The sequence below is a fragment of the Streptomyces yunnanensis genome (assembly GCF_029011865.1).
Taxonomy (GTDB): domain Bacteria; phylum Actinomycetota; class Actinomycetes; order Streptomycetales; family Streptomycetaceae; genus Streptomyces; species Streptomyces yunnanensis.
On sequence record NZ_CP095749.1, the window covers coordinates 9,708,725 to 9,724,615 of the forward strand.

Sequence of the window (15,891 nt, forward strand, 5' to 3'; positions counted from 1 at the left end):
ATGGATCAGGAACAGAAGCTCCGCGACTACCTGAAGCGGGCCAGCGCCGATCTGCGGCGCTCCCGACAGCGGGTGGGCGAGTTGGAGGCGGCGGCCCGCGAGCCGATCGCGATCGTGGGCATGAGCTGTCGTTTCCCGGGGGGCGTGAGCAGCCCCGAAGAGCTCTGGTCCCTGCTCGCCGACGACGGGGACGGCATCACGCCTTCCCCCGATGACCGCGGCTGGGAGATGCTGACCGAGGACCCCGGGCAGTTCTCCGGCGGATTCCTCCACGACGCGGCCGAGTTCGACGCCTCCTTCTTCGGGATCTCCCCCCGCGAGGCCCTCGCCATGGACCCGCAGCAGCGCCTGCTGCTGGAGTCCTCCTGGGAAGCCTTCGAGCGGGCCGGTATCGACCCGGCATCGGTCCGGGGCGGGCGGACAGGCATGTTCGTCGGGGCGATGCCCCAGGAGTACCGGGTGGGTCCGGACGACGATGTCCAGGGCTTCGCCCTGACGGGCACCACCACCAGCGTCATCTCGGGCCGACTCGCGTACTTCTTCGGCACCGTGGGCCCGGCGGTCACCGTCGACACCGCCTGCTCGTCCTCCCTGGTGGCCCTGCACCTGGCCGCCCACTCGCTGCGTCAGGGCGAGTGCTCCCTGGCGCTGGCCGCGGGCGTCACCGTGATGTCCAGCCCCACCACCTTCGTGGAGTTCAGTCGCCAGGGCGGGCTCGCCGCCGACGGGCGCTGCCGCTCCTTCGCCGACTCCGCGGGCGGCACCGGCTGGGCCGAGGGCGTCGGCGTCCTGGTGCTGGAGCGCCTCTCGGTGGCCCGCCGCAACGGGCACCAGGTCCTGGCCGTCATCCGGGGCTCCGCCGTCAACCAGGACGGCGCCTCCAACGGCCTGACCGCGCCCAACGGCCCCTCGCAGCAACGGGTCATCGAGCAGGCGCTGGTCAGCGCGCGGCTCTCGGCCGACGAGATCGACGTCGTCGAGGCGCACGGGACCGGCACCGCGCTGGGCGACCCGGTCGAGGCCCAGGCCCTGCTGGCGACCTACGGTCAGGGCCGGGACGCCGAACACCCCCTGCTGCTGGGCTCCGTGAAGTCCAACCTCGGCCACACCCAGGCGGCGGCCGGCATGGCCGGCGTCATCAAGATGGTGCTGGCCATGCGGCACGGCCTGCTCCCGCGCACCCTCCACGTGGACGTGCCGTCCTCGCACGTCGACTGGACCCAGGGGGCCGTGCGCCTGCTCACCGAGCCGGTCGCCTGGCCGCAGGGCGAACAGCCGCGCCGCGCCGGCATCTCCTCGTTCGGGCTCAGCGGCACCAACGCGCACACGATCCTGGAGGAGGCCCCGGCCGCCCCGTCGCCCGAGGCCGGCCAGGAGGACACGGCACTCCCGGCCGCAGCCGCACCCGTGGCGCCGGGCGCCGTCCCGTGGCTCGTCTCCGGCCGCACCCGCGAGGCGCTGCGCGCCCAGGCGGCGCGGCTGCTCGCACACCTCACGTCCCACCCCGACCTCGCACCCGCCGACGTGGCCTACTCCCTGGCCACGGCCCGCTCCGGCCTCGAACACCGCGCCGCGTTCACCGCGGCCGACCTGGACCGGGCCCGCGCAGCCCTCACCGCGCTCGCCGACGGCATACCGAACCCCGGCCTGGTGCAGGACACCGCCCGGACCCGGTCCAAGCTCGCCTTCCTCTTCGCGGGCCAGGGCTCCCAGCGGCCCGGCATGGGACGGGAACTGGCCGCCCGCTTCCCCGTCTTCGCCACCGCCCTCGACGAGGTCCTCGGCCACCTCGACCAGGGCCTCGAACGCCCCCTGAAGGACGTGCTGTTCGCCGCCGAGGGCACCCCCGAGGCCGCCCTCCTCGACCAGACCGGCTACGCCCAACCCGCGCTCTTCGCGATCGAGGTCGCCCTCTACCGGCTCGCCGAGTCCTTCGGCATCAAGCCGGACTTCCTCACCGGGCACTCCATCGGCGAGATCGCCGCGGCGCACGTGGCCGGGGTCTTCACCGTGGCCGACGCCGCCGCCCTGGTGCTCGCCCGAGGCCGCCTGATGCAGGCGCTGCCCGAAGGCGGCGCCATGGTCTCCCTCGAAGCCACCGAGGAGGAGGTCCTGCCCCAGCTGGCGGACCGGCAGGACCGCGTCTCGATCGCCGCGGTCAACGGTCCCGCCGCCGTCGTGATCGCCGGCCGGACCGACGAAGTCGACGCCGTCGCCGAGCACTTCGGCGCGCTGGGCCGCAGGACCAAGCGGCTGCGCGTCTCGCACGCCTTCCACTCGCCGCTCATGGAGCCCATGCTGGCGGACTTCCGCGCCGCCGTCTCCCGGCTCACCCCGCAGGCACCCGTCATCCCGGTCGTCTCCGGCCTGACCGGGACCCTCGCCACGGTGGAGCAGCTGACCTCCCCCGAGTACTGGGTGAACCACGCCCGGCACGCCGTACGGTTCGCCGACGCCCTCGACTGGCTCCACGGCCACGGCGCCGCCACCTTCCTGGAGCTGGGGCCCGACGGCGTCCTGTCCGCCATGGCCCAGACCTGCCTGGCCGCGACCGGCGCCACCGACGCCGCGGACGGCGTCCCCGCCACGCTCGCCGTACTGCGCCCGGGCCGCCCCGAGGCCGAGACCCTCACCGCCGCGCTGGCGGGCCTGCACACCCGCGGCGCGGCCGTCCAGTGGGAGCCCTACTTCCAGGGCACCGGCGCCCGGCGCACCGACCTGCCCACCTACGCCTTCCAACGCCGGCGCTACTGGCCCAAGAGCCTGCCCGCGACCGGCGGTGACGTGCGCGCCGCCGGCCTGGGCGCGGCGCACCACCCGCTGCTGACCGCGGCCGTGTCGGTCGCCAACTCCGACGGCCTGCTGCTGACCGGCCGGCTGTCGCAGCGCACCCACCCCTGGCTCGCCGACCACGCCGTGCGCGGCACGGTGCTGCTGCCGGGCACCGCCTTCCTGGAGCTGGCCGTACGCGCCGGGGACGAGGCCGGCTGCGGTCGCGTGGAGGAACTCACGCTGGCCGCCCCCCTGCTGCTGCCCGAGGAGGGCGGCGTCCAGGTGCAGGTCTGGGTGGGCAGCCCCGACGAGTCCGGCCGCCGCGCCGTCAGCGTCCACTCCCGCCCCGACGGTCCGGAGGAACTCCCCTGGACCCAGCACGCCGCCGGCACCCTCGTGACCGGCGAGCACCACGCCGACTTCGACGCCACCGCCTGGCCGCCCGCCGACGCACAGCCGCTGGACCTCGACGGCTTCTACGACCGCCTGGCCGACACCGGCTTCGCATACGGCCCCCTCTTCCAGGGCCTGCACGCCGCCTGGCGCCGCGGCGACGACGTCTACGCCGAGGTGACCCTGCCCGAGGCGGATGGCTCCGACGCCGAGTCCGCCGCGTCGTTCGCGATCCACCCGGCCCTCCTGGACGCCGCGCTGCACGCCGCGGCCTTCGCCGACCTGGGCGAGCACGCCCGCGGCGGCCTGCCCTTCTCGTGGCAGGACGTGACCCTGCACGCCAGTGGGGCGACGACGGTCCGGGTGAAGCTGACCCCGGCCGGCGACGACGCGGTGGCGATCGCCGTCGCCGACACCGCCGGCGACCCTGTCGCCTCCATCGGCTCGCTCGTCCTGCGCACCGTGCCCGACGAGCAGCTCGACGCCGCCAACTCCCTCGCCCGCGAGGCCCTGTTCGAGCTGCGCTGGACCGCATCGCCGCAGGACGCCGAGGCCGCGCCCGCCTCCGTCGCCGTCCTCGGCCCGGACCCCTTCGGCCTGGAGCAGGCCCTCGCGTCGCCGGACCGCACCGTCACCGCGCTGCCCGGCCCGGACGCCGACACCCCTGCCCCGGACGTCGTCCTCGCCCCCGTCCCGGGTGCGGCCGACGCCGTCGGTGACGAGGTCGTCGCCTCCGTGCACGACCGCACCGCCCACGTCCTGGAGCTCCTGCGGACCTGGCTGGAGAACGAGCGGTACGCCGCCTCCCGGCTGGTCCTCGTCACGCGCGGCGCCGTCGCCACCGACCCCCGGCAGGCGCCGGACCCGGTGGCCGCCGCCGTCTGGGGCCTGGTGCGAGCCGCGCAGAGCGAACACCCCGGCCGCTTCGCGCTGTTGGACCTCGACCCCGCCTCCGCCGCGCCCGCCGCGCAACCGCTGCTGCAGGCCCTGGCACTGTCCTCGGACGAGCCGCAGACCGCCGTCCGCGGCACCGCCGTGCTCACCGCGCGGCTCGCCCGCGCCCGGGCGGCGCAGCACGCCACCGAGTGGGACCCCGAGGGCACCGTGCTCCTCACCGGAGCCACTGGCGGCCTCGGCCGCGTGCTGGCCCGACACCTCGTCACCGAGCGCGGCGTACGGCACCTGCTGCTCGCCAGCCGCCGCGGCGCCGACGCCGAGGGCGCCCGGGAGCTGGTGGCCGAACTCACCGGCCACGGCGCGCAGGTGGCCCTCGCCTCCTGCGACCTGGCCGACCGCGCCGCCGTGGACCGGCTGCTGGCCGACGTGCCCGTCGAGCACCCCGTCACCGCCGTCGTGCACAGCGCCGGCGCCCTCGACGACGGCGTGATCGAGTCGCTCACCCCCGAGCGGATCAGTGCGGTACTGCGGCCCAAGGCCGACGCCGTCTGGCACCTCCACGAGGCCACCCGCGACCTGGACCTGGCGGCCTTCGTCGTCTTCTCCTCCCTCTCCGGCACCGTGGGCGCGGCCGGCCAGGGCAACTACGCCGCCGCGAACGCCTTCCTCGACGCGCTCGTCCAATTACGCCGTACCCAGGGCCTGCCGGGACTCTCCCTGGCCTGGGGCCCGTGGGAGCCCACCGGCGGAATGACCGGCGGTCTGACGGACGAGGACCTCGCCCGCCTGGCCCGGATGGGCACCCCCGCGCTCACCGCGGAACAGGGCACCGTCCTCTTCGACGCCGCCACCGCCATGGACGCCGCCGTCCTGCTGCCGACCCGGCTCGACCTGTCCGTCCTGCGCCTCCAGGGCGAGGTGCCGCCGCTGTGGCGCGGCCTGATCCGCACCCCGGCCCGCCGCTCGGTGGTCTCCGGCTCGGAGACGGCCGTCACCCTCGTGCAGCAGTTGTCCCGGCTCGCGGAGACCGACCGCCGTGAGGTGGTCCTGGACCTCGTGGCCGGTCAGGTGGCCGCCGTACTCGGCCACGCCGGCACCGCCGACATCGACGCCCGGCGCCCGCTGCGGGAGCTGGGCTTCGACTCGTTGACCGCCGTCGAACTGCGCAACCGGCTCAGCGCGGCCACCGGCCTGCGCACCGCCGCCACCGTCATCTTCGACTACCCGACCGTCGACGCCCTCGCCACGCACGTACTGGCCGAACTCATGGGCTCCGAGGTCGCCACCGCGACCGGCGCCCCGCGCGCCGCCGCCGACGAGGATCCCATCGTCATCGTCGGCATGAGCTGCCGCTACCCGGGCGGTGTCGACTCGCCCGAGGACCTGTGGCGACTGGTCAGCGAGGGCACCGACGCCATCTCGGGCCTGCCCACCGACCGGGGCTGGGACCTGGACGCGCTCTACGACCCGGACCCGGACCGCACCGGCACGTCCTACTCCCGCTTCGGCGGATTCCTGCACACCGCCGCCGACTTCGACCCCGCCTTCTTCGGCATGAGCCCCCGCGAGGCCCTGGCCACCGACTCCCAGCAGCGGCTGCTGCTCGAAGCGTCCTGGGAGGCCGTCGAGCGCGCGGGCATCGACCCGACGTCCCTGCGCGGCAGCCGGACCGGCGTGTTCGCGGGCGTGATGTACAACGACTACGCCACGGTCCTCGGCGGCGGGCAGTTCGAGGGCCACCAGGGCAGCGGCACCGCCCCGAGTGTCGCCTCCGGGCGCATCTCCTACACCCTCGGGCTGGAAGGCCCCGCCGTCACCGTCGACACCGCCTGCTCGTCCTCGCTGGTCGCCATGCACTGGGCGATGCAGGCGCTGCGCGCGGGGGAGTGCTCGCTCGCCCTGGCCGGCGGCGTCACCGTGATGTCGACGCCCGGCGCCCTCATCGAGTTCTCCCGGCAGCGCGGTCTGTCCCCGGACGGCCGCTGCAAGGCGTTCGGCGACGGCGCCGACGGTGTCGGCTGGTCCGAGGGCGTCGGCGTCCTCGTCCTGGAACGCCTCTCCGACGCCCGCCGCAACGGGCACCAGGTGCTGGCGGTGGTCCGCGGCTCCGCCGTCAACCAGGACGGCGCCTCCAACGGCCTGACCGCACCCAACGGCCCCTCCCAACAGCGGGTGATCCGGCAGGCGCTGTCCGCCGCCGGCCTGTCCGTCACGGACATCGACGCGGTCGAGGGCCACGGCACCGGCACCACCCTCGGCGACCCCATCGAGGCCCAGGCCCTGCTCGCCACCTACGGCCAGGACCGCGACGCCGAACGGCCGCTGCTGCTGGGCTCGGTGAAGTCCAACATCGGCCACACCCAGGCCGCGGCCGGCGTCGCCGGCGTCATCAAGATGGTCCTGGCGATGCGCCACGGCGTGCTGCCCCGTACCCTCCACGCCGACGAGCCGTCCTCGCACGTGGAGTGGGACTCCGGAGCGGTGCGCCTGCTCACCGAGGAGACCCCCTGGCCGCAGGCCGACCGGCCGCGCCGCGCCGCCATCTCCTCCTTCGGCTTCAGCGGCACCAACGCCCACCTCATCGTCGAGGAGCCGTCGGCCGCCCCCGACCAGCGCGAACAGCCGGCGCACACCCCCGTCGTCGTGCCCTGGACGCTGTCGGGCAAGAGCCGGGCGGCGCTTTTGGACCAGGCCGCCCGCCTGCGGTCCTTCCTCGACGAGCGCGCCACCCTCGACCCGGCCGACGTCGCGCTCTCCCTTGCCACCACCCGCTCGGCGTTCGACCAGCGCGCCGTCGTCACCGGCGACCGCGACGAACTGCTGCGTGCGCTGGCCGACCTGGCCGCCGACCGGCCCACCTCCGCAGTCACCGAGGGCGAGATCGGCGGCGCGGGCAAGCTGACCGTGCTGTTCGCCGGCCAGGGCAGCCAGCGCCCAGGCGCCGGCCGTGAACTCGCCGCCCGCTTCCCCGCGTTCGCCCAGGCCCTCGACGAGGTGACCGCGGCCCTCGACCCGCACCTGGACCGCCCCCTCAAGGACGTCCTGTTCGCCCCGGAGGGCAGCCCCGAGGCGGCGCTGCTGGACCGCACCGAGTGGACCCAGCCGGCCCTGTTCGCCATCGAGGTCGCGCTCTACCGGCTGCTGCGGACCTGGGGGATACGCCCCGACGTCCTGCTGGGCCACTCGGTCGGCGAGATCGCCGCCGCACACGTCGCGGGCGTCCTGCCGCTCCCCGACGCGGCCCGCCTGGTCGCCGCACGGGCGCGGCTGATGCAGGAACTGCCCGCCGGCGGCGCGATGTTCTCCCTGGAAGCCACCGAGGACGAGGTCGCCCCGCTGCTCGCCGGCCGCGAGCACGAGGTGTCCCTCGCCGCCGTCAACGGCCCCCGCGCCGTCGTCGTCGCCGGCGACCTGACCGCGACCGAGGAGATCGCCGCCCACTTCGCCGCACAGGGCCGCAAGACCAAGCGCCTGAAGGTCAGCCACGCCTTCCACTCGCCGCTGATGGAGCCCGCGCTGGACGGCCTGCGCGAGGTCGCCGAGCAGCTCACCTACGGCGCACCGGAGGTCACCGTCATCTCCGGCCTCACCGGCCGGGCCGCCACCGAAGAGGAACTGCGCTCCGCCGACTACTGGGTCGCGCACGCCCGCGGCACCGTCCGCTTCGCCGACACGGTGCGCGCCGCACACGCCTGCGGATCCGGCACCTTCCTCGAACTCGGCCCCGACAGCGCGCTGTCGGCCCCCGCCCACGACACCCTGGGCGACGACACCGCGGCGGACTTCGTCCCGCTGCTGCGCGCCGGGCGCGACGAGGAGCGCTGTGCGGCCACCGCACTGGCCCGCCTGCACGTGCGCGGCGTCACCGTGGACTGGTCCGGGTACCTCGCCGGCACCGGTGCACGCACGGTCGATCTGCCCACCTACGCCTTCCAGCACGAGCGCTACTGGCCCGAGCCGGCCCCGGCCCGCCTCGCGCAGGCCGCCGCCGACCCCGCGGACGCCGAGCTGTGGGGCGCCGTCGAACGGGGCGACGCGGCCGAACTGGCCGCCCTCCTCGGGCTGCGCGACGAACAGCACGCCTCCCTGTACGCGCTGCTGCCCGCGCTGTCCTCCTGGCGCCAGCACCGGCACGAGAAGGCGCTGCTGGACTCCACCCGCTACCAGGTCGCCTGGCGCCCCGTGACGGCCGCCGCCGCGCCCGTGCTCGACGGCACCTGGCTGCTCGTCACCGCCGACGGCATCGACAGCGACGAGATCCTGCACGCGCTGCGCGGCCACGGCGCCCAGTTCGAGACGCTCGTCCTGGACGACGCCTGCCGCGACCGCGTCGAACTCGCCGCCCGGCTCCACGCCGCAACCGCCGAGGGCGGCGCCTGCTCCGGCATCCTGTCCCTGCTCCCGCTCGCCGACCGGCCCGGCACCGAGGCCGGCGCCGAGCCGCCCACCGGGCTCGCGCTGAGCCTCGTCCTGACCCAGGCACTGGTCGACTCCGACCTCGCCGCCCCGCTGTGGACCCTGACCCGCGGCGCCGTCACCACCGGCTCCGACGACCCGCTCACCAACCCCCTCCAGGCGGCGGTCTGGGGACTGGGCCGGGTCGCCGCCCTGGAGCACCCGCAGCTGTGGAGCGGCCTGATCGACCTGCCGGCCGCCCTCGACGCACCCGCCACCCAGCACCTGGTCAGCGCGCTGGCCGCACGGGGCGGCGAGGACCAGATCGCCATCCGGGCCACCGGAGCGCTCGGCCGGCGCCTGGTGCGGCACCCGCAGGCCGAACTGCCGCCCGCCGACGCCTTCACCGCGCCGCACGGCACCGTGCTCGTCACCGGCGGCACCGGAGCGCTCGGCGCCGAGGTGGCCCGCTGGCTGGCCCGCAGCGGCGCCGACCACCTCCTCCTCACCAGCCGCCGCGGCCCCGACGCCCCCGGTGCCGCCGAACTCGCCGCGGAAATCGAGGAGTTGGGGGCCGAGGTCACCATCGCGGCCTGCGACACCGCCGACCGCGGCGCGCTGGCCGCACTCCTGGCCGCCGTCCCCGCGCAGCACCCGCTGACCGGCGTCGTGCACGCGGCCGGCGTCGGCCAGAACGCCGCCCTCACCGAAACCCCCCTGGACGTCGCCGCGCAGGCGATGGCCGCCAAGATGCTCGGCGCCGCCCACCTCGACAGCCTCCTGGACGGCCACGACCTGGACTTCTTCGTCCTGGTCTCCTCGATCGCCGGAGTGTGGGGCAGCGCCGGACAGAGCGCCTACGCCGCCGCCAACGCCTACCTCGACGCCCTGGCCGAGCACCGCGCGGCCCGCGGCCTGCCCGCCACCTCCGTGGCCTGGGGCCCCTGGGCCGAGGCCGGAATGGCCACCCACGAGGCCATCACCGACGAACTGCACAAGCGCGGACTGCGCTTCCTCGCCCCCGCGAACGCCCTCACCGAACTGCGGCGCGCCGTCGTCCACAAGGACGTCACGGTCACGGTCGCCGACATCGACTGGGAGCGCTACCACCCCGTCTTCACCGCCACCCGCCCGAGCGCCCTCTTCGACGAACTGGCCGAGGTCCAGGCCCTCGCGCACGCCGACGACACGAGCGCCGCGCCCGAGTTCGCCGCGCGCCTGCGGGGCCTCGACGAGGACGAGCAGACCCGGCTGCTGGCCGACCTGGTGCGCGCCGAGGCGGCCATCGCCCTCGGCCACGACTCGGCGGACGCCATCCCGGAGCGGCGGGCCTTCCGCGACGCCGGCTTCGACTCGCTGACCGCCGTGGAACTGCGCAAGCGGCTGGCCGCCCTCACGGGCCTGGCCCTGCCCGCCACCCTCGTCTTCGACTACCCGACCCCCGCCGTCCTCGCCCGTCACCTGCGCGAGGAACTCCTCGGCACCGGCGGCAACGCGGCCGCGACCGTGGTCGCCGCGCCGGGGGCCTTCGACGAGCCCATCGCCATCGTCGGCATGAGTTGCCGCTTCCCCGGCGGCGTCCGTTCCCCGCGGCACCTGTGGGACCTGGTCAGCGAAGGCGTGGACGCCATCTCCGACTTCCCCGTCAACCGCGGCTGGAACACCGACCTCTACCACCCCGACCCGGACAACCCCGGCACGACCTACTCCACCCAGGGCGGCTTCCTCCACGACGCGGGGGAGTTCGACGCCACCTTCTTCGGCATCTCGCCCCGCGAAGCGCTGTCGATGGACCCCCAGCAGCGGCTGCTGCTGGAAACCACCTGGGAGGCGTTCGAGCACGCCGGCATCGACCCCACCACCGTCCACGGCACCCCGACCGGGACCTTCATCGGCTCCACCTACCAGGAGTACGGACTCGGCATCGAGGACGGCTCCGCCGGCCACCTGGTGACCGGCACCAGCCCCAGCGTGCTCTCCGGGCGCCTGGCCTACCTCTTCGGCCTCGAAGGGCCGGCGGTCACCGTCGACACCGCCTGCTCGTCCTCCCTGGTAGCCCTGCACCTGGCCTGCCAGTCCCTGCGCAACGGCGAGAGCTCCCTGGCCCTGGCCGGCGGCGCGACCGTGATGACCAACCCCAACCCGTTCGTCGCCTTCAGCCGGCAGCGGGCCCTGGCCGGCGACGGCCGCTGCAAGGCGTTCTCCGACGGCGCCGACGGCATGACCCTCGCCGAAGGCGTCGGCGTGCTCGTCCTGGAGCGCCTCTCCGACGCCCAGCGCAACGGACACGAGATCCTCGCCGTCGTCCGCGGCTCGGCCATCAACCAGGACGGTGCCTCCAACGGCCTGTCCGCCCCCAACGGCCCCTCCCAGCAGCGCGTCATCCGCCAGGCCCTGGCCAACTCGGGGCTGGCCCCGAAGGACATCGACGCGGTCGAGGCGCACGGCACCGGCACCGCGCTCGGCGACCCCATCGAGGCGCAGGCCCTGTTCGCCACCTACGGCCAGGACCGCGACCCGCAGCACCCGCTGCTGCTGGGCTCGGTGAAGTCCAACATCGGCCACACCCAGTCGGCGGCCGGCGTCGCCGGCGTCATCAAGATGGTCCTGGCCCTGCGCCGGGGAGCGCTGCCGCGCACCCTGCACGCGGACGCCCCCTCCAGCCACATCGACTGGACCCCCGGCACCGTCGCCCTGCTGCACCAACCCGCCGACTGGCCCGAGGGCGAACGCCCGCGCCGCTGCGCGGTCTCCTCCTTCGGCATCAGCGGGACCAACGCCCACACCATCCTCGAAGAGGCCCCCCGCCCGCAGGAGGCGGCCGCCGAACGGCCGGTGCCGCCGGCCGGCGACGCCATCCCCTGGATGCTGTCCGCCCGCACCCCGGGCGCGCTGCGCGCCCAGGCCACCCGGCTCGCCGCCCACCTCGACGACGAACCGACCCCCGACGCCCTCGACGTCGGCCACTCCCTGGTGACCGCGCGCACCGTCTTCGACCACCGCGCCGTCGTCGTCGGCACCGACGACCTGACCCGGCGCGCGGCCCTCGACGCCCTCGCCACCGGCGGCTCCGCGCCCGGCGTCGTCCAGGGCACGGCGGACATCGACGGCAGGACCGTCTTCGTCTTCCCCGGCCAGGGCTCCCAGTGGGTCGGCATGGGAGCGCGGCTCCTCGACGAGTCGCCGGTCTTCGCCGAGCGCCTGACCGAGTGCGCCGCGGCCCTCTCGGAGTTCACCGACTGGTCGCTGCTGGACGTCCTGCGACAGGCACCGGGCGCACCGACGCTGGAGCGCGTCGACGTCGTCCAGCCCGCCTCCTTCGCCGTCATGGTCTCGCTGGCCGCACTGTGGACCTCCTACGGCATCACCCCCGACGCGGTGGTCGGCCACTCGCAGGGCGAGATCGCCGCGGCGGCCGTCGCCGGGGCACTCTCCCTGGAGGACGCGGCCCGCGTCGTCGCGCTGCGCAGCCAGGCCATCGCCCGCGGACTGGCCGGATCCGGCGGCATGCTGTCCGTCCCGCTGCCCGCCGCCGACGTCGAAGCGCGCCTGGCCGCCTACGAGGACCTGTCGATCGCCGCGGTCAACGGCCCCGGGGCCACCGTCGTCTCGGGCGCCGTCGCCCCGCTGGAGGCACTCCAGGCCGAACTGGTCGCCGAGGACGTCCGCGCCAAGCGCATCGCCGTGGACTACGCCTCGCACTCCGCGCAGGTCGAGCGGGTGCGGGAGGAACTGCACACCGTCCTGGCCCCGGTCCGCCCGCGCCCGGCACAGGTGCCGTTCTTCTCCACCGTCACCGGAGACTGGCTCGACACCACCACCATGGACGCCGACTACTGGTACACCAACCTGCGCCAGACCGTCCGCTTCCAACCCGCCATCGGCGAACTCCTCGCCCAGGAGCACCGCTTCTTCATCGAGGTCAGTTCGCACCCCGTACTCGCCATGGGCATCCAGGCGACCGCCGAGGAAGCCGGCGGCACGGCCGCGGTGCTCGGCACGCTCCGGCGCGACGCGGGCGGCACCGACCGCTTTCTGACGTCCCTGGCCGAAGCCTTCGTCCGGGGCGCGGGCGCCGACTGGTCCGCCGTCTTCGCCGACACCGGCGCCCGCCGGGTGCCGCTGCCCACCTACGCCTTCCAGCGCGAACAGCTGTGGGCGATCCCCGACCGGTCCTCGGACCGGCCCGAAGCCGACCCGGTGGACGCGGAGTTCTGGACGGCGGTGGAAGAGGCCGACGTCGACTCCCTCGCCTCCCGCCTGCGCCTGGACCGCGCCGCCCTGGAGCCCGTCCTCCCTGCCCTGTCCGACTGGCGCCGGCGCCGGCGCGACCTGGCGGCCGTCGACGCCTGGCGCTACCGCGCCACCTGGCAGCCGCTGGCCGCACTGCCCGCGGCGGCGCTGACGGGCACCTGGCTCGTCGTCACCCCCGAGGGCACCCCCGGCGACGACCTCACCGGTGCCCTCGCCACGCACGGCGCCGACACCCGGACCCTCGTCCTGGACGACGCCTGCACGGACCGCGCGACGCTGGCCGCGCGCCTGGCCGACCTCGACGGCACCGCGGACCTCGCGGGCGTGGTGTCCCTGCTGGCCGCCGCCGACGGGCCGAGCCCGCACCACCCGGCGCTGCGCCGCGCGACGGCCCTGACCGTCGCGCTCGTACAGGCACTCGGCGACGCCGGATTCGACGCGCCGCTGTGGTGCCTGACCCAGGGCGCCGTCTCCACCGGCCGCGCCGACCGGCTCACCCACCCCGACCAGGCCCAGATCCTCGGCCTCGGCTGGACCGCCGCCCTCGAACACCCCCAGCGCTGGGGCGGCCTGGTCGACCTGCCCGAGGAACTGGACCGGCGGGCCGCCGAGCGCCTGGCCGCGGTCCTGACCGGCCGCACCGGCGAGGACCAACTCGCCGTCCGCGCCTCGGGCGTCCTCGCCCGCCGCGTCGTGCGCGCCACCCCCGCGGACTCCGCTCCGGCCCGTCCCTGGACGGCGCGGGGCACCACCCTGGTCACCGGCGGCACCGGCACCCTCGCCCCGCACCTGGCCCGCTGGCTCGCCCGGCAGGGCGCCGAACACGTCGTGCTCACCAGCCGCCGCGGCCCGGCGGCCCCCGGATCCGACGAACTCGTCCGCGAACTGGCCGAGTTGGGCTGCGAGGCGAGCGTCGTCGCCTGCGACCTGACCGACCGCGACGCGGTCGCCGGGATGCTCGACACGCTGGCGGCCGAGGGCCGCACCGTACGCACCGTCGTGCACACCGCCGTCACCATCGAACTGGCGACGCTGGACGAGACGACCCTCGACGACTTCGCGAAGGTCATGGACGCCAAGGTCAACGGCGCCCGGCACCTGGACGAACTCCTCGGCGACGACCTCGACGCCTTCGTCCTGTACTCCTCCACCGCCGGCATGTGGGGCAGCGGCGCCCACGCCGCCTACGTCGCCGGCAACGCCCACCTCAACGCCCTGGCCGAACAGCGCCGCGTCCGCGGCGCCCGGGCCACCGCCGTCTCCTGGGGCATCTGGGCCGACGACCTCAAGCTCGGCCGCGTCGACCCCGGCCAGATCCGCCGCAGCGGACTGGTCTTCATGGACCCCGAACTGGCCCTCACCGGCCTGCGCCAGGCCCTCGACGACGACGAGACGCACCTGGCCGTCGCCGACGTGGACTGGGAGCGCTACTACCCCGTCTACACCTCCGCGCGCCCCACCCACCTCTTCGACGACCTGCCCGAAGTCCAGCGGCTCACGGAGAACACCGGCCGGACCGCCGAGTCCGGCAGCGAGTTCGCCGACCGGCTGCGCGGGCTGGCCGCCGTCGAGCAGGACCGGCTCCTGCTGGACCTCGTCCGCGGCGAGGCCGCCACCGCGCTCGGCCACGCCTCACCCGACGTGCTCTCCGAACGACGCGCCTTCCGCGACGTCGGCTTCGACTCGCTGACCGCCGTCGACCTGCGCAACCGGATCGCCGCCGTGACCGGGCTCGCCCTGCCGAGCACCATGGTCTTCGACCACCCCAACCCGCTCGCACTCGTCGCCTTCCTGCGCGAGTCCCTCGCCGGGTCCGCCACCGGAACCGCCGCTCCGACCACGTACACCGCCGCCGCCGACGACGAGCCCATCGCCATCATCGGCATGAGCTGCCGCTACCCCGGCGGCGTCGGCTCACCGGAGGACCTGTGGCGGCTGGTCGCCGAAGGGGGCGACGCCACCGGCGAGTTCCCCACCGACCGCGGCTGGGACGCCGAGGGCCTCTACGACCCCGACCCCGACCGGTCCGGCCACACCTACTCGACCCGGGGCGGCTTCCTCCACGAGGCCGCCGACTTCGACGCCTCCTTCTTCGGCATCTCGCCCCGCGAGGCGCTCGCCATGGACCCCCAGCAGCGGCTGCTGCTGGAGACCTCCTGGGAGGCCATGGAGCGCGCCGGGATCGACCCCGCCACCCTGCGCGGCAGCAGCACCGGCACCTTCATCGGCGCCAGCTACCAGGACTACGGAGCCACCGGCGCGAGCCCGGAAGGCGCCGAAGGACACCTGATCACCGGCACCATCTCCAGCGTCCTGTCCGGCCGGCTCTCCTACACCTACGGCTTCGAGGGCCCGGCCGTCTCCCTCGACACCGCCTGCTCCTCCTCCCTCGTCGCCCTGCACCTGGCCTGCCAGTCCCTGCGCAACGGCGAGAGCTCCCTGGCCCTCGCGGGCGGCGTCAGCATCATGTCCACCCCCGGCGCGTTCGTCGGCTTCAGCCGACAGCGCGCGATGGCGCCCGACGGTCGCTGCAAGGCGTACTCCGACCAGGCCGACGGCATGAGCCTGGCCGAAGGCGTCGGCCTGGTCCTCGTCGAACGGCTCTGTGACGCCCGCCGCAACGGGCACCGGGTCCTGGCCGTCATCCGGGGCTCCGCCGTCAACCAGGACGGCGCGTCCAACGGCCTGACCGCCCCCAACGGCCCGTCCCAGCAGCGCGTCATCGGCCAGGCCCTGGCCAACGCCAAGGTGGAGCCCGACAGCGTCGACGTCGTCGACGGCCACGGCACCGGCACCGCCCTCGGCGACCCCATCGAGGCGCAGGCCCTGCTGGCCACCTACGGCCAGGGCCGCGACCCCGAGCACCCGCTGCTGCTGGGCTCGGTGAAGTCCAACATCGGCCACACCCAGATGGCGTCCGGCGTCGCCAGTGTCATCAAGATGGTCATGGCCATGCGCCACGGCACCGTGCCGCGGAGCCTGCACATCGACCGGCCCTCCTCGCACGTCGACTGGAGCTCCGGCGCCCTCCACCTGCTCACCGAGCCGCTGCCCTGGCCGAGCACCGGACACCCGCGCCGCGCGGGCGTCTCCTCCTTCGGGCTCAGCGGCACCAACGTCCACACCATCCTCGAACAGGCCCCGGAGGACAGCCCCGAGGACACCACCGACACCGCACCG

1 protein-coding gene (running past one end of the window) is annotated in these 15,891 nt (G+C 75.2%); it reads left to right on the plus strand.

Going from position 1 to position 15,891, the window contains the following annotated elements; translation table 11 throughout:
* On the plus strand, positions 1-15,891 hold the 5' portion of the coding sequence (locus MOV08_RS42720) for a type I polyketide synthase (RefSeq protein ID WP_275311540.1). The gene runs 12,588 nt beyond the window's last position; the window shows 15,891 of its 28,479 coding nt (coding positions 1-15,891); its start codon is at positions 1-3; its stop codon lies off the right edge, out of view.